Annotated in this window: 15 protein-coding genes; 12 read left to right on the top strand and 3 right to left on the bottom strand. The window is 49.8% G+C overall.

Annotated features, from left to right (window positions below; translation table 11 throughout):
• Window positions 1-13: 13 nt before the first annotated feature.
• The 11 genes from BLU47_RS11580 to BLU47_RS11530 all read left to right on the top strand — a co-directional run bounded on the left by BLU47_RS11580 (window position 14) and on the right by BLU47_RS11530 (window position 11,253).
• Entirely contained in the window at window positions 14-370 is a 357-nt protein-coding gene (locus BLU47_RS11580; RefSeq protein WP_091962804.1) for a BlaI/MecI/CopY family transcriptional regulator, read from the top strand.
• Window positions 363-1,880 carry a M56 family metallopeptidase gene (locus BLU47_RS11575; protein ID WP_091962802.1) on the top strand — a complete coding sequence of 506 codons (1,518 nt, stop codon included), beginning with the start codon at window positions 363-365 and terminating at the stop codon, window positions 1,878-1,880. The genes BLU47_RS11580 and BLU47_RS11575 overlap by 8 nt, the downstream gene beginning before the upstream one ends.
• Window positions 1,881-1,898: 18 nt before the next feature.
• Entirely contained in the window at window positions 1,899-3,125 is a 1,227-nt protein-coding gene (locus BLU47_RS11570; protein WP_143025554.1) for a tetratricopeptide repeat protein, read from the top strand.
• Entirely contained in the window at window positions 3,122-4,390 is a 1,269-nt protein-coding gene (locus BLU47_RS11565) for a TlpA family protein disulfide reductase (RefSeq protein WP_091962796.1), read from the top strand. The genes BLU47_RS11570 and BLU47_RS11565 overlap by 4 nt, the downstream gene beginning before the upstream one ends.
• On the top strand, window positions 4,387-5,364 hold the full coding sequence (locus tag BLU47_RS11560) for a tetratricopeptide repeat protein (protein ID WP_091962793.1): 978 nt from the start codon (window positions 4,387-4,389) through the stop codon (window positions 5,362-5,364). Before BLU47_RS11565 ends, BLU47_RS11560 begins: the two co-directional genes overlap by 4 nt.
• Window positions 5,365-5,471: 107 nt before the next feature.
• A complete protein-coding gene (locus BLU47_RS11555; RefSeq protein WP_091962790.1) occupies window positions 5,472-6,137 on the top strand; it encodes a helix-turn-helix domain-containing protein in 666 nt (221 codons plus the stop codon).
• 95 nt (window positions 6,138-6,232) lie between these two features.
• A complete protein-coding gene (locus tag BLU47_RS11550; protein ID WP_091962788.1) occupies window positions 6,233-6,796 on the top strand; it encodes a hypothetical protein in 564 nt (187 codons plus the stop codon).
• Window positions 6,797-6,860: 64 nt separating this feature from the next.
• Window positions 6,861-7,352: an RNA polymerase sigma factor gene (locus tag BLU47_RS11545; RefSeq protein WP_091962897.1), complete on the top strand. Its 492-nt coding sequence runs from the start codon at window positions 6,861-6,863 to the stop codon at window positions 7,350-7,352.
• Window positions 7,349-8,017: a hypothetical protein gene (locus tag BLU47_RS11540; protein WP_091962785.1), complete on the top strand. Its 669-nt coding sequence runs from the start codon at window positions 7,349-7,351 to the stop codon at window positions 8,015-8,017. The genes BLU47_RS11545 and BLU47_RS11540 overlap by 4 nt, the downstream gene beginning before the upstream one ends.
• Window positions 8,007-9,041, top strand: a complete 1,035-nt coding sequence (locus tag BLU47_RS11535; protein WP_143025553.1) for a hypothetical protein — start codon at window positions 8,007-8,009, stop codon at window positions 9,039-9,041. Before BLU47_RS11540 ends, BLU47_RS11535 begins: the two co-directional genes overlap by 11 nt.
• 4 nt (window positions 9,042-9,045) lie before the next feature.
• Window positions 9,046-11,253, top strand: coding sequence for an outer membrane beta-barrel family protein (locus BLU47_RS11530; RefSeq protein ID WP_091962781.1), 2,208 nt, complete (start codon window positions 9,046-9,048; stop codon window positions 11,251-11,253).
• A 6-nt stretch (window positions 11,254-11,259) separates the two neighbouring features.
• Here the strand turns inward: BLU47_RS11530 and BLU47_RS11525 are convergent, their stop codons facing one another.
• From BLU47_RS11525 to BLU47_RS11515, 3 genes are read right to left on the bottom strand one after another with little or no spacing between them, the layout of a single operon-like run.
• Window positions 11,260-11,817 carry a M15 family metallopeptidase gene (locus BLU47_RS11525; protein ID WP_091962778.1) on the bottom strand — a complete coding sequence of 186 codons (558 nt, stop codon included), beginning with the start codon at window positions 11,815-11,817 and terminating at the stop codon, window positions 11,260-11,262.
• On the bottom strand, window positions 11,817-13,043 hold the full coding sequence (locus tag BLU47_RS11520; protein ID WP_091962776.1) for a carboxypeptidase-like regulatory domain-containing protein: 1,227 nt from the start codon (window positions 13,041-13,043) through the stop codon (window positions 11,817-11,819). The genes BLU47_RS11525 and BLU47_RS11520 overlap by 1 nt, the downstream gene beginning before the upstream one ends.
• Before the next feature lie 12 nt (window positions 13,044-13,055).
• A complete protein-coding gene (locus BLU47_RS11515) occupies window positions 13,056-14,450 on the bottom strand; it encodes a clostripain-related cysteine peptidase (RefSeq protein ID WP_091962774.1) in 1,395 nt (464 codons plus the stop codon).
• A gap of 138 nt (window positions 14,451-14,588) precedes the next feature.
• Here BLU47_RS11515 and BLU47_RS11510 point away from each other — a divergent pair, with 138 nt between their 5' ends.
• On the top strand, window positions 14,589-15,014 hold the full coding sequence (locus BLU47_RS11510; RefSeq protein WP_091962772.1) for an HIT family protein: 426 nt from the start codon (window positions 14,589-14,591) through the stop codon (window positions 15,012-15,014).
• Window positions 15,015-15,064 lie beyond the last annotated feature (50 nt).

Raw genomic sequence — 15,064 nt, 5'->3', positions numbered from 1 at the left:
TGCATGAATGACAATGAAAAGGCTGACAAATAAAGAAAAGGAAATCATGGACTTGTATTGGCAACACGGTCCGATGTTTGTGCGCGAGCTGTTGGAGCACTACGCAGAACCTCGCCCCCACTTCAATACGCTGTCCACGATGGTTCGCATCCTGGAGAAGAACGGGTTCCTGGACCATAAGCAGTATGGCAACACTTACCAGTACTTCCCCATCGTGTCGGAGAAGGAGTATGGGCGCTCCAGCATTGCGGGAGTCATCAAGAACTACTTCAACGACTCGTATCTGAGTGCCGTATCGTCCTTCGTCAAAGAGGAGAAGATTTCCGTAGAAGAACTGAAAGAACTGATTAAAGAGATTGAGAATGCTTGACTTTCTGATATACGATGCCAAAGTAGCTGTGCTGATAGCCGTGTTCTATATGTTCTACAGGCTGATGCTCAGCAAAGAGACGTTCCATCGGGTCAACCGCGTGGTACTGCTGGCTACGTCGGTAGTTTCATTCATCATGCCACTGTGTGTCATCACGATGCACGAGACGGTGACGGTGGCTGCCGTGCCAACGGTGGATGTAGGCGAGATGCAGGCAATGGTCGTTGAGGAATCCCAACCACTCTGGTTGCACACCCTGCTCCCCACCCTATTTATAATAGGTATGGTGCTGACGCTAGGCTATACGCTGCTGTCGGTATTGAGAGTTGTGGTGCTGATCAGGAACAGCGAGCATCATCCGCAGGAAGACGGCGTCGTGGTGTGCGTCACCGACCGTCAGGTGTCGCCCTTCAGTTGGATGCATTATATCGTCATGAATCGTGAAGACTATGCCGAGCACAACGAAGCTGTGCTGGCTCATGAACGGGGACACATCAGCCTGCGTCATTCGTGGGACGTGTTGCTCGTTGATACCCTCACCGCCCTCCAATGGTTCAACCCCGCCATGTGGATGCTGCGCCAGGACTTGCGCGCCATCCATGAATACGAGGCCGACGGTGCAGTACTCTCACAGGGGTTCAATGCGCGTCAATATCAATACCTGTTAATCACAAAAGCCGCGAGCATTGGCGGGTACTCCATTGCTAACGGCATCTCTCACAGTACCCTTAAAAACAGAATCCGTATGATGTTACATAAGAAATCGCAGGGCAGTCATCTGTTGAAGCTGCTCGCCCTCCTGCCCATCGTGGGCATTGCCTTAGCCATTAACGCCGAGACCGTTACCGATGTGGTCTACCAACAGCCTCAGAAGAAGATCATCAAGAAGGGCAAGAAGAATGCAACGCTCAAAATTGGACCAGTCAATGAGATTGTGGTGGTGGAACAAGCCCCTGCCAACCAGAAAGAAGTAAAGCCCGTGGAAATGCCCAACGCCATGAAGGTTGAAAAAGCAGAAAAAGAAGCCTTCGACGTGGTGGAACAGATGCCTCAGTTCCCTGGCGGTCCCAGTGCCCTGATGCAGTTTCTGTCTCAGAACGTGAAATATCCCGTGGAGGCTCACAAGGCTGGTGTTGAGGGACGTGTCATTGCTACCTTTATTGTTGAAAAGGATGGTAGCATCACCAATGCCCGTATCGCAAGAAGTGTCCATCCTTCGTTGGATGCAGAGGCGCTACGTGTCATCGGAAGTATGCCCAACTGGATGCCTGGCAAGCAGAATGGCGAGCCCGTCCGCGTGAAATACACCGTGCCCATCACCTTCAAGCTGCAGGGCGGCAATGACGTAAAAGTGAAAGAGGAAAAGTACATCTTAGAGATTGACGGCAAGGTGGCTGACGACACCGAGATTGGCAGCATCCCCCCGGGTGACATCCAGAGCATGCACATCGAAAAGGGTGAGAACGGCCAGCCCAAGAAGATTATCATCACAACCAAGAAGAAGGAATAAACACACTCTCTATTAATAATGAACAAATTCCTAACATTGTTCTCCCTCGCCCTGCTGACGGTACTCCCCGTCAAGGGCGAGGATTCTGACTCCCTTTCCGTTTGTTTGCAGAAGGGCGACAGCTGCATGAAGCAATACAATACTTTCGAGGCATTGAAGTATTATCAACGAGCATACGAATTAGGGAAGGCCATTGCGGGCAAACAGGCTAAAGACACTTTAAAGCTTCCTATTGAGTATCTTGACCAGATGCCTGAAGAAAAGGCAGAGAAAATCATCGACCAATTGATAGCAGGAGCTGTAAAAAGTGCGACAGCCCCCTATTATATCTCAGCCAAGCTCGCAGATTGTTATTACAAACGAGGTAACTATTTCCAGTGTTCCGAGTTGTTGAAAAACACTCCTGAGGATAGTCTCTCACATGAGTCTTTCCGTCAGTTAGCCTATAGCTATCAGAACCAAGGTGACAATGGTTCCTATGTCTATTGGACGGGACGTTTAGTAGAGCATTTCCCGATGGATGGTGAGATGGTTGCAGGACTGACACTTGGACTATCTCGCGATAATCAAGCTTGGAAAGGAATTGAGTGTGGTCTAAAGTACTATCTGAAAGATTCCACTAACATCCTTGTGAATCGAGCTATAGCAGATGCCTACTTTATGGATCGTCAGTTTGATAAGGCTGTGAATATGTATGAACGCCTATTACAACAAGGCGATTCTACTTTCAATACGCTCTATTCTGCTGGTTTAAGCTACTCCATGATAAAAGATCTCGATCGAGCTTACCCGTATCTGCGTGATGCCCTTTTCCTCTCTCAAATGCAACACGCAAATTGTGCATGGCGACTTGGGGTTGTCTGTGTTGACACCAAGCGATTTGAAGAAGGGCTTGGCTATCTGGATCTTGCCAACCAACTATTGTTGCCAGATACCACCACCATGAAAGCCATTACGCTTTCGAAAGGTGAAGCATACTATTTGACGGAGCACTACGATAAAGCCGTAGAAGCATGGAAAGAGCACCTGGCTTATAATCCATCCTCCATAGCTACCTATTATAACATCGCCAGTGCCTACTACTATTATCTCCCCGATGGCCAAATGGCTAAAACCTACTATGAGAAGTTCCTTAATCTGGCTCGCAAGGAAGAAACGCCTACCCAGCAATTAAAGGAGATGACAGAAAAGGCTGAAATGCTACTTCGTACAACCAACTTTGGAAAAAGTAAAACAAAAAAATGAAAAAGATATTAGCATTATTTATTGTTAGCCAATTATCGCTCATCTCTGCTCTTTCTCAGGACAAATTCAGCATCACCCTAACCGTTGACTCAGCCATAGCCAGTCAGCCACAACAGGTGTATCTTTATTCGCAAATAGAGCGCGAGGTAACGTTGCACGACAGCATCTGCATTGACTCGGTGCACCGTCAGGGAACATTGTATGGAACGGTGCCCTACGAATATAATGTTAACCTGATGTTCAGTCGTCGCGGACCAGGTATTGTACCCGTCGTTGTAAAGAACGGCGACCGGATGAAGATACATGTGGGCGACGAGGACGATGGTTTCAATATTCGTTATATCGACAAGGTGGAGGGTTCGCCCTCGACGCTGGAGTACGTGCGCTATTATCAGCAGATGGACAGCATCAGCGAACTGAATCGCAAGGTTTACCGCCAGATGCAACGCTATGGCATCACGGAACAGGAAGCAGACTCGTTGGGTAAGATTCGGCATGAACTGGATATGGCTAAGGAGCGCTTGGCACTACACTATGCCAATACAGGCAAGAGCCCTTACGGTGTGTTGGGTGCTGCGTCCAGAGTCTATGGCTCGCATAGGCTGAATCCTTCCATGCATGGTTATACGGAGAAGGAGGTTGACCAGATGATGCACTCGGTATTGAATCGCTTCCACGACTATCCCCCCATTCAGGCTTTTGTCAACGACAGCGTGTTGGGACGTAACTACATGTCTGCTGAGAGCTTTTCCATCAACAGCATGTTTTGGAAACGCTATAGCCGTCGCTTCTTCGACGAGACGGAAGACTCCATTGTTCGTCCTCTGAAGGTGGGCGACTATATGAATGTGCTCCATCTGAATGATTATCGCGGACAATATCTCTATGTCGATTTCTGGGCTTCATGGTGCGAGCCTTGTCTGCAACAGATGCCCAACATCAAGATGGCGGCACAAATGTTTCCTGAAGACTTGGCGGTGGTACTGGTGTCGATGGACAAGACATCGAAGCAATGGTGGTCAAAGGTCAAGGAACTCGACCTGCGCAGTCACCCGAAAGACGCGCATCCTTACGAAATAAAAAACCTGCGGGCCTTCAACGACAAGACAGGGAAGATGCTGCCTGAGGTGAAACGCCTTGACATCCGAACCATTCCACACAACTACCTGGTAGATCGCTCAGGACGCATCATCGCCAAGAACATCAGTGGCAACCTGCTGATAGACCGCATGAAAGAACTATTAAAGAAGGAGGGGAAACAATGAAAAAGATACTGATGACATTTCTCTTTTCGCACTTCTCATTCCTCATCTTATCAGCAACTCCAGCAGACAGTCTTCGCATACAGGCAAAGCATCTCTTTGAGCGAGGATACTATCAGCAAAGCATCGAGTTGCTCAGAAACATCAATGAGGACAGTCTTTCTATCGACGACATGCGTCTGCGCTACGACTGCTTCTGTCAGACGGGACAGACAGATTCGCTCATCTATTGGGGCAAGCGGGTGGTGAAGCGCAATCCTATGGCTGACATCATTCCCGACCTTACCTATCGCCTGAACAATGCTGACAAGGAACACGTAAACCCGGGGCTGGTCATTGAGATTTGTGAGCGATACAAGCAGCAGGATGCCACTCACATCCTAGTCAATCGTCAGTTGGCTGATGCCTATTATCTGGTGGGCAACTACGACTTGGCACTACGTGAACTGGCTAATCTCGAGGCATTGGGCGATTCCTGTTTCAAGGTGCTCTATACCAAGGGCTTGATATTTATGAACACAGCCCAGTATGGTGATGCCTACGAATATCTCTCACGCGCCACTGCCCGCCACAACGACACCCACGGCTATTGTCTCTTCATGTTAGGCATTGCCGCCAACAAGATAGGTTTAGGTGCCGAGGCATTGAGCTACTTAGGCGAGGCAGAAAAACTGATGGTACCTGACCGCAAGACGCTGTTCCGTCTGCATCAGGAATTGGCAGAATCGTTCCGCATGAAGGGCGAGCCAGACTTCCGTCTGCAGGAGCTAGAAGAGTGTATGCGCTATGCGGAGGAAAAGGACGTCAACACCCTCACCTATCAGATGGGCAAATGCTATCTGCAACTGCGCCAGTTCGACAAAGCCCGCGAATACCTCAGCCGATTCCTCGACGCCACCAAGGACAAGGAATACAACAATACCACCAAGTCTATGCGACAGTCGGCAGAAGAATCCCTCCGCATGATGATGTGGTAATGATCATTCGGGAACAAAGACACACATTATGTTTAAATTATGCTAACGGAACTATGCAAATAGAATAATTTGGATTATCTTTGTGTGCGGTTTATAAAACAAAGACTATGAAACAAAGATATGCAGTAGTGGTGCTGTTTGCACTGATAATGGCTTCGAGCCTGGTGAGCCTGACAAGTTATAGGGCTACGGAACAGTTGGTGGCTGAGGATATGAATCAGGCGCTGTCGAAGGCGTTGGACGAACAGCAGTCAGACATGATCAGTGCCGACACCATTCAGGTGTTTAACAGCTATCTGAAATTTGAGGCGCTAAAGGGAAAGGCATACCTAGCAATAGACACCAAGAAGGGTTTCCAACCTCGTCCGCAGGTATCGACAGCCACCATCTTGTCATTGTCTGACCAGCGTCCAGCCATGATGCTTTGGACCATTGCACTGCTCTGGGGATTGTTCTGCCTGTATCAGCACAGGCGTTCTGTGGCATTAGGACTGTATGGCGGTTTGGCTTTGCAGCAGGGACGTTTCATTGACGCCAAAGGCTGTGTGGTGAAACTAACACCTATGCAGCAGCAATTAATGGAAATGTTGTGGCAGTCGCCTACCCGTCAGCTCTCGAAAACGGAGATTTGCGATGCCCTATGGCCTAAGAAAGAGGACGCCAGCGAGACGCTCTATACCCTTATCCGCAGACTGAAACCCATCATCGAACAGCATTCCGACCTCAAAATCGAAGTTGACAGAGGTAAATCTTACGGCTTGACTATCAGATAGATAGCCGTTTGTCAGACAAATGTCAGAGAAATGTCAGGCATTATTTTCTCTCTTTTTTGTGCAAACAACTTACCTTTGCACAAAAAAGGAACGATATGACGATACGCCGATTTACAGTATTAGCTATTTTGCTTGCCGTTAGCGTGACATCCTATATGGTGTGGCGTGGCAATGAAGACCATCGGGAGTTTCCTGAGAAATTAGAGGAAGCCATCCATTATTGTCGCATGCGCACTTATCACGATACCAACTACGACTACGAAGTATCATATCCCTCATTCTTTGAACAACAGCCCGACTCGTTAATTGACGAGCCAGGTTTTAGTCTGTTTCGCTATTGGGACAACTGGGTACAGATAGAACTGACTACGCGCGTTGTGCCCAACGAAGACAGTCTTTCTACGCAGGAAGGGATGAAACGATTTGCCCAGCTGCATCACGCCAAAGAACAAGTAATGCACGACGATTCATTCATGCTTTCAGGACCATTATATATTAACGGAAGCGAAATCCCAAACTATCGTTACCATTCAAAATTCGTACGCCACCGTCGTTTCTGGTTCGTTCAAATGCTCGTATATCCTGTCAATTGCGAAAGAGCAGTAAAACGACTGATTCAGCAAGTGGACGATTGGAAGGTATGGAGGTCTATATGTTAAACTCTGCTAAACGTTGTTTGGTTTTGTAGGGCTTGTGTGTCTAATAAGTGTAGAACAAGAAAAGATGGATAAAAGTGCATTTGAACAGAAAGCCCGCACGTGGCGAGAAAAAGCGGTCAGCGCGAGCCTCCACTACGGAGCGGGCAAGGAAGAGGCAGAGGACATCGCACAGGATGTGATGCTCCGTCTGTGGCAGATGCACGACGAACTGGAGCGCTATCAGTCAGTTGAGGCCATTGTTACCATCATGGCAAGACACCAGCTGAGAAACCATCAGCGACGAAAACCTGACGAGGCTTTGGACGAAGCGAAGTTGATACGGATAGAGACCAGTCCTCAGACGTTGTTGGAGATAAAAGAGGACGAAGTATGGCTGGAAAAAAAGTTGCAACAGATGCCCACCACACAACGCACCCTACTCTATATGCGACAAGTGGAACGGCGGAGCCACGAAGAGATAGCCCAGCTACTGGGTATCGAAACAACCTCAGTAAGCACCCTGTTGGCAAGGGCAAGACGAACACTGTTAGAAGAAATAAAACGGAGGAATAAATGATAAAATATACAAAAGATTATATTGCAAAACTGCTGGACAAATATATGGACGGCACATCGACGCTCGAGGAAGAATACATCCTTGCAGACTACTTCCGAGGACAGGACATTCCTCAGGAGTGGGCAGACTATCAGCAACTCTTTCAGGAGATAGAAGCGATGAAGCCCCAGCCCAAGGCCCGTCATCGTTGGGGAGTATGGGGCATTGCCGCTGCAGCCGTTGTGGCAGGAGTGTTGTATCTCGCTGTTCCACCACGCCAGACAGAGCTTGTGCCCACAGCATCACTCACAGCCCAGGTTGACACCATAGCCCAGCAGGCAGTAGAGTCTGATATCCAATCGGCAGTACGAATCGATACAGTAGCTGCTCACCCCGTAATGCCTGTAGTAACCCCACAGCAGCCTGCAAAAAAGACCAAGAAGCGCAGTCTGCGTAAGGCCGAACCCACTATCCACGACTACGACAAGGCTTATGCGCTGATGGCGCAAGCCGAGCAGGCTAAGGCACGGATGGTAGAGGCCACGGCTCAAGCCGAGCAAGTCAAGGCAAAGATGGAAATTTTTAATGCCCAGATGGCAGCCTATGGCTACGTTCTAGTCATGCAAGAAGATGGTACCATAGTATATATTAACGAACAAGAAAATTTAATTGCATATGAAGAGTAGAAACTTAATCCTTGCAGCCATGTTGTTGGCCATGCCTTCAACCATAATGGCGCAGCAGAACATCAAGAAAGCATTCGATGCCCTGCTGAATGAAAAGATCACAGAGAACAGAGAAAATCACGTGCTTGATCGCGACCCGGAAACAGGTCGTATGACGGCTATGGCTGATGTTTATGACTTTACCATTAGCTCCAAGTCTGCTCTCGAGCGCCTTGATGATGTGCGTAAGGCTTTTGAAATAGATAAGAAGGATGCCTATTCCGTTAACTCTGGTATTCGAGAAAAAGGCGGTGAAGACGGGGAACTGGAAAGTTTTGCAAGTCTTTTCGAAAACATAGGCTTTCCCTCTGTAAGCCTCTTCGTAGGCGATGGTAAGCACTCGTCTGTGTCTATCGGTACTATGAAGGGTTCCGACTATATCTATGCCTGTTTTGCCGATAAGGACGATCCCGAGCATCGCTATCGCTATGCCTACGCATTGGAATGGGTAGAGAAAGCAAAAAAGACCAAGGTTCGCCTGGCTGTCACTTACGCCCTGCGTCCAGAAGCACGCGATAGTAGCTATGGCAAAAAGAAGAGTAAGGTAAGTCGCATTATCGTTAATGGTAAGGAGTATAAAAAAAGAAACTCTGACGACAACGCCGACGATGACAGAATCATATTAGATGGCGTTAAGATCAATGGTATGGAAGTTGCCCGCGATGGTATTCGTGAACTGATTGAAGATGGTATAAACAACGGTATAAATATTAACGTCGATTCTTTGTTGGCCTATCGCGAAAAGACCCCTGAATCGTGGCTCAGCGAGTTCAACACCTTCAAGAACCTGTTTATGAAGAATCCAACAGGCACCGCAACAAACTATTACGTATCACATATCTACAAGCTATGTAAGAATGCCGGTTGTCTGGACGATGCAGAGAAGGCGATAGTCCTCAAGGAACTGGAAAAAATGAAGAAGGCTTCTAATGATGATTTCCTCAAACAGATGTTCGAGATGAGTAGCGAACGACTGAACAAATAAAGCTATGAAACATATTGGAAAGATATTACTCCTGCTGCTTCTGGCAGCGGGAGCAGGGAAAGCTACGGCCCAAACACAGAAGGATTCAACCACCGTAAGTAGCGACTCCATCACGTGGAGCAAAGAGCTGGAGGGCGTAGTGGTAAAGGCGCAGAAGCAACTCATCAAGCAAGAAATTGACCGCATAGGCTACGACGTGCAGGCTGACGAGGAGTCGAAGACACAGACCGTCATGGACATGCTGCGCAAGGTGCCGATGGTGACGGTGGACGGACAGGACAACATCTTGGTGAAGGGCAACAGCAGTTATAAGATATACAAGAACGGACACTACGACCCCAACCTGTCGAAGAACGCCAAAGAGACGTTCAAGTCGATGCCTGCCTCGATGGTGAAGCGCATAGAGGTTATTACCGACCCTGGTGCTCGAGAGGATGCCGAGGGTGTGGATGCCATCCTGAATATCGTGATGGTTGACGGTTCGAAAATGCAGGGTATGACGGGTGTGGTGTCGGCAAGTTACAATACAAATAATCAACGTAATCTCTACACTTCGCTGACAGGACAAATGGGAAAACTGCTGGCATCTATTGATTACGGCTATGGCGGCATGTCGAGCCGCTCAACAGTAAGCATTTCAGACACAGACCGCAGGTATCTCGATACAGGCAATCGCATGCAGTCCCATTCAGACGGTACGAATCCCGGCGCTATCCACTATAGCAATCTGAATGCCAGCTACGACATCGACTCGCTGAACCTGCTGTCTGCCTCGTTCGGTGGTTATTTCTACAAACTAAACGTGCAAGGTGACGGTTCGACAGCACTGACCAATCCTTCAGGGCTGCCTGTCTATAGCTTCAACAATCACTACTGGATGCCAGGATACAGCCATTCCTCGTGGAACGGACGAATGGACTACGAACACAAGACGCGGCGGAAGGGCGAGCGACTCACACTCTCTTACATGCTCGCCCTGACGCGCCAACACACAGATCAGGAGAACACCTATTCGGACCTGGTGAATGCACCATTCTGTTACACAGGCAGTCTGCAAACCGAACGCGAACGCTTCACGGAACACACCTTCCAGGCAGACTGGCTCCGTCCGCTAGGCAAAGGGCATCAGTTAGAGATAGGTACCAAGTATATCTATCGTAACAACAACAGCCACAACACGCAGAATTTTACCGGCATTGACATGCTGACCGACAACGAGTTTGAACATACCACTCGTGTGCTGGCAGGTTATGCAGACTATATCTACAATCACAAGAAATGGTCGGCTCGGGCAGGTCTGCGCTATGAATACAGTTATATGAAAGGGCAGTATCCTGACGGGAAGGGCGACACCTTCGACAAGCACTTGAGCGACTGGGTGCCACAGGCGTCGCTGAAGTACCAGCTGACGGATGCACAATCCTTGAAGTTGAGCTATACTACTAGCATCAACCGTCCTGGCATCTCCTATCTGAACCCTGCCGTCGTGACGTCGCCCACGTCAGTTCATTATGGTAATGCCAACTTGGTCAGCTCTCACACTCAGCGCATCAGTCTGATTTATTCCTATATCCTGCCCAAACTGACGCTCCAAATAGCACCTGCCTACAACTACAGCTCAGAAGGTATCAGCACCATTCAGACAGCCAGGAACGACATCCGCTATACCACCTACGACAACATCCTTCGCTATCGTCGATTCTCGGTGGAGCAGTATGTACAGTGGAAGCCCTTCGATGGAACAACGGTTGTCATCAACAATAATCTGAGATACGAACACTACGAGAATCCGAACCTGGGTTATCGCACCTTTGGGTGGTCTGACAACTTCTATGCTAATCTCTCACAAAAGTTGCCTTGGAAATTGTTGCTTTATATGGCGGCATACGGCAAGATTGGTCATAGTCCCAATGGAATCTATTACATGCAGCACTCCTATCAGGGGTATTACTTCTCGCTGCAACGTTCCTTCCTCAAGGACAACCGTCTGACCGTTCGCATCGGAGCCAATGCACCATTCAACAAATACTGGACGACAGAGGCCGAAACCGTGAATGGCGACTATCGTGATTTCCAACAGTCTTGGAACAATGCCCGCTCGTTCACCCTTTCCGTTACCTGGCGTTTCGGCTCCCTGAAAGCCAGCGTGAAGAAGGCGGAACACTCCATTGACAATGACGATGTGGTAGGAGGAATCAGCAAAGGGGGATGAAATATTTTATTTTTCGAAATGCTGGTAGTCCTTGAGGGAGTGCCACGAGCCTCCCCACTGGAAGCCGTGCTGGGTGAAGAGGCGGTAGCAGAGGTCTTGTTTCGTGATTTTGTACTTAAACGACTTGCTGCGGTTGACGTAAGGACGAGCAGTAGAAGGTTGGATGAGCAGGGTGCCGTCCTTCCTTCTTTTTACGCAGGGGTTGTAGAGGGGATTGATGTCTATTGCCATTCCCAGCGCGTGATTCGAGAGCTTCTTGCTGCCTTCAATAGGCCGATAGCAATAGCACGAGGTGTTGTTGGCCTGCATGGAGCGCTCGTCGTCGTTGTCGTAGTCGGAAATGGGTTGTATGCGCTCGATGGGGTATTTCGCCTTGTACAAGGCTTCGAAGATAGCGCGCAGGTCGTTCGTAATCTTCCGATTACAGATAATGGTGCCTTGTCGCGTTTTCCCTTGGAAGTCGATATGCTGTACGTTCAGCGTGTCGAGCACAACACCCTTGGGCTGTGCATGAACGCCTAGCGCCAGCAGGACGCAGACCATGGTTAACACATATTTCTTCATCAGTTGGTTTCCTTGATTTTCTTTTTCAGTTTTCCTATGGCGTTCTCCAGGCTCTCTGTCGGCTCGATGATGTTATAGTCGGCCCAGAAGTCGGGGTCGTCGAAATACTCCACCCTGTCGTAGAAACGCTCCTTCAGTCCGAACGAGGAACGTCCGCGAGGTCGTTTCACGCTGTCGCCCCGTTGCTTGACATCGGTTACCACCATCTCGCTGACGGTGGTGAAGGGCGATGCGAAGAGACGGCGTTTCCAGTCGCACGTGAAGCGCATCTCGTTGCGCACATAGCTCATGCGCGCCCTACCCTGCTCGTCGGTGTTGTAGACAATGGTCACTGTGAGTTCCTTGGGACGGAAGCGCAGTCCTGCGGGCTTGTGCACCAGCATATATTCCGACGCCAAGCGCCAGTCGCGCACGTCCAGTTGCAGTTCGGCACGGGTGAAGGTCAGCGTCTGCTGGTCGATGTACACCTTGCCCCACATGACTGGATAGAGCAGGATGCCGGCGGGTTCCAAGCCTATCACGTATTGCGCCCTGTCGCCAATGCGCACGGGCATCTCCATTTGCAGCTTGTAGTGTGCCAGGTTCTCGTCGTTGAGGATGTATTCGCGGTTCTTAGCCAAATCGACCATCAAGGGGAGCACGGGTCCGCCCTGTATCTTGACGCCCAGCGTGTCGCGCGCCTTCATGCTCATCAGTCGCCTGCCTTTCAGAATAGCTACTACGTCGCGCTCTGGTCCGAGTGTATAGTCGGTTTTATACATTTCCGTGACGGCTTCGGCTACTGAGATGAACCGTGAGCCGCGGCGTGCCGTCTCGCGGTAGAAACAACGCATCAGTTCCGGTTCACTGGAATAGTTCTGTTCGATGCGTGCCATAGCGGCCTTTAGGATTGCCATGGGGTCGTTAGTGGACACGAGAACTTCGTCAAGCTCCACGGTATTACCTTGCATGCGTATGTGCAGGGGTTGCGGACGACCCTCCAGCACCACCTTGCGACTCTTGTAGCCGATGTGGCTCAGCAGCAGCTGTCGAGGCTGCTGAGGTGTCTTCAGCGTAAACATCCCGTCGTCGTTGGTCACAGTGTGAATCTCCGTGCCTTCCACCATCACGCTGACGCGTGCCAATGGCTGGCCATCGGTGTCAGTCACCTTGCCACTCACCACAGTCTGTGACTTTGCCGTCAGTGACAGTAGCACGAGGATGATTAGAATCGCCAGTCTGTTCATGGCTTAGTCGTGCTATGGTCGTTGGTTAAAGCATTGTCCGACAGGCTGTCCCTGATAGCCTTCACTCTGGTCGCGGGGACCCTGACGCGTGGTGTTGAGCCAATCGCCGAAGCCTGTGAAGATATGCCAGTTGGTGTATTCGTAAGCCTCCTTGAAGGTATAATCCCACGCGGTCTTTGCCTGATAGTCCTTGTTGCTGCTGAGCACGACGGAGAGGGTGAACTTAGGCAGGTCGCCCAATGTTGAGAAATGCATCTCAGCACGTCCGAGGATGGCTTTGCCGAGTGCTTCGCTCAGTTGCGCTGAAATGGTTTTCAGCTGACTGTCACCCGTGTATTTCGCCACCTGCGCAGCGTAGTCTTCCAGGTCGTAGAAGTTCTTCTCGTTATAATACTGATAGGTATGAACCATTGCGGTGTCGAGCATCTCGCTCTGGGTGGGATAGATTTCCTTGAGGCGGTTGGTCAGCTTCGCGGCGGGATCAATCACGTCAAGCAGTTTCTGACAGTCGATGAGCTTCAGGTCACCGTTGAAGCCATAGCCTTGGTAGCCTTTATCCCACTCAGGACTCAACTTCGAAAGCATCTGGAGATAGGCCGTCTTGAGGTCCTTCTGTTCGGTCGTGGCCTTGATAAACTGACGAATGGGGGCGGGATTCATGGCGAGCAAGTGACTGCTGACAACGAGGTAGTCGCAGAACAGCGAGATGTCGAAGACGCTCTCGACACCGCCCATGAGGCAGTTGTGGAAGAAGATGCTCTTGAAATGGGGCACCTTGGAATTGTTGATGCCGCGCAGGAACTCATACATGTTCATGGCCTCATGTCCGGCGGAGGTTTCTATCCACTCGTCGTAAAGCACCGCACGGTTGCTATTAGGCTGGGCCTTGCGCTGGTCTTTCTCGTAGTCGACGTTCTTGTCGAAGCCTCCTCCGTGACCATAGGTCAGGAAGGTGTATTCGCGGGCGGGGGCTACGGTGGAAGCCAAGTCGATGATGCTGGTGAGCGTCGACTCCTCGTAGAGGGCGAGGTCAGACCACTTCATGGCATAGTTCTCGCCAATCTTCATCAGGTCGGTCGTGTCGGTGAGCTCGAAGAGGACGAGGTCGCCGGGCTTGGCATACTTGCCCGCGAAGTGTTCGGGCTTGGCATATTTGAAACACACCACGCAACGCACGTTTTTCCGGTCATTCAGGTAGGGCTTCATGATTTCCCACGCCGTTTCTATCTGCGGGTCGCTGGCACCGCCGACAACACCATACATGATAATGGTATGGCGGGCTGTGTCAGCCTTCACAACAGGTTCAGGGGGAGTAACAGGACTAACGGGGTTGTCAACGGGAGTACAGGATGTCACTGACAGGGCTATCACAACAGCTGCTGAAAGCAAATGGAGTAGTTTTCTCATTGTCTTGTCTATTTAGAATTGTTTTGTGTGCAAATATAGGCAATATATCCGACAATTCAAAATAAAAGCGCTTTTATTTTGTATATTCCACTTTATTTCGTACCTTTGTCGTCAAATTAACTCTAAAGCAAAAAGACTATGCAAAGTGACCCCAAGCAGTGCCTATACTGCACGAACAATGAGACCCTACACAATCTGATGATTGAGTTTGCAACCCTGCGCGTATCACGTGCCTTCCTCTTTAAGGAGCAGACCTATCGCGGACGTTGTCTCGTGGCTTACAAAGACCACGTGAACGACCTGAACGAGCTGAGCGACGAGGACCGTAACGCCTTCATGGCTGACGTAGCACAGGTGACTCGTGCCATGCAGAAGGCCTTCAATCCGGAGAAGATCAACTACGGTGCCTATAGCGACAAGCTGTCGCACCTGCACTTCCACCTGGCTCCGAAATATGTGGATGGTCCCGACTACGGCGGCACGTTCCAGATGAACCCGGGCAAGGTGTATCTCACGGATGCGGAATACCAGGAAATGATAGCCAAGATCAAGGCCAACCTGTAAGGGTTCATGGTTAACGGTTAATGGTTAATGGTTTAATAGAAAATAAATAT

The sequence above is a fragment of the Prevotella sp. tc2-28 genome (assembly GCF_900107705.1).
Lineage (GTDB): Bacteria > Bacteroidota > Bacteroidia > Bacteroidales > Bacteroidaceae > Prevotella.
Note: the sequence above shows the minus strand (reverse complement) of the source record. Positions and strands in the feature narration are given on the sequence as shown.

What these genes read in the sequence shown, in the direction of transcription:
- BLU47_RS11580 (WP_091962804.1), top strand. Translation starts at nt 14, where the DNA reads ATGAAAAGGCTGACAAATAAAGAAAAGGAAATCATGGACTTGTATTGG.
- BLU47_RS11575 (WP_091962802.1), top strand. Translation starts at nt 363, where the DNA reads ATGCTTGACTTTCTGATATACGATGCCAAAGTAGCTGTGCTGATAGCC.
- BLU47_RS11570 (WP_143025554.1), top strand. Translation starts at nt 1,899, where the DNA reads ATGAACAAATTCCTAACATTGTTCTCCCTCGCCCTGCTGACGGTACTC.
- BLU47_RS11565 (WP_091962796.1), top strand. Translation starts at nt 3,122, where the DNA reads ATGAAAAAGATATTAGCATTATTTATTGTTAGCCAATTATCGCTCATC.
- BLU47_RS11560 (WP_091962793.1), top strand. Translation starts at nt 4,387, where the DNA reads ATGAAAAAGATACTGATGACATTTCTCTTTTCGCACTTCTCATTCCTC.
- BLU47_RS11555 (WP_091962790.1), top strand. Translation starts at nt 5,472, where the DNA reads ATGAAACAAAGATATGCAGTAGTGGTGCTGTTTGCACTGATAATGGCT.
- BLU47_RS11550 (WP_091962788.1), top strand. Translation starts at nt 6,233, where the DNA reads ATGACGATACGCCGATTTACAGTATTAGCTATTTTGCTTGCCGTTAGC.
- BLU47_RS11545 (WP_091962897.1), top strand. Translation starts at nt 6,861, where the DNA reads ATGGATAAAAGTGCATTTGAACAGAAAGCCCGCACGTGGCGAGAAAAA.
- BLU47_RS11540 (WP_091962785.1), top strand. Translation starts at nt 7,349, where the DNA reads ATGATAAAATATACAAAAGATTATATTGCAAAACTGCTGGACAAATAT.
- BLU47_RS11535 (WP_143025553.1), top strand. Translation starts at nt 8,007, where the DNA reads ATGAAGAGTAGAAACTTAATCCTTGCAGCCATGTTGTTGGCCATGCCT.
- BLU47_RS11530 (WP_091962781.1), top strand. Translation starts at nt 9,046, where the DNA reads ATGAAACATATTGGAAAGATATTACTCCTGCTGCTTCTGGCAGCGGGA.
- BLU47_RS11525 (WP_091962778.1), bottom strand. Translation starts at nt 11,817, where the DNA reads ATGAAGAAATATGTGTTAACCATGGTCTGCGTCCTGCTGGCGCTAGGC.
- BLU47_RS11520 (WP_091962776.1), bottom strand. Translation starts at nt 13,043, where the DNA reads ATGAACAGACTGGCGATTCTAATCATCCTCGTGCTACTGTCACTGACG.
- BLU47_RS11515 (WP_091962774.1), bottom strand. Translation starts at nt 14,450, where the DNA reads ATGAGAAAACTACTCCATTTGCTTTCAGCAGCTGTTGTGATAGCCCTG.
- BLU47_RS11510 (WP_091962772.1), top strand. Translation starts at nt 14,589, where the DNA reads ATGCAAAGTGACCCCAAGCAGTGCCTATACTGCACGAACAATGAGACC.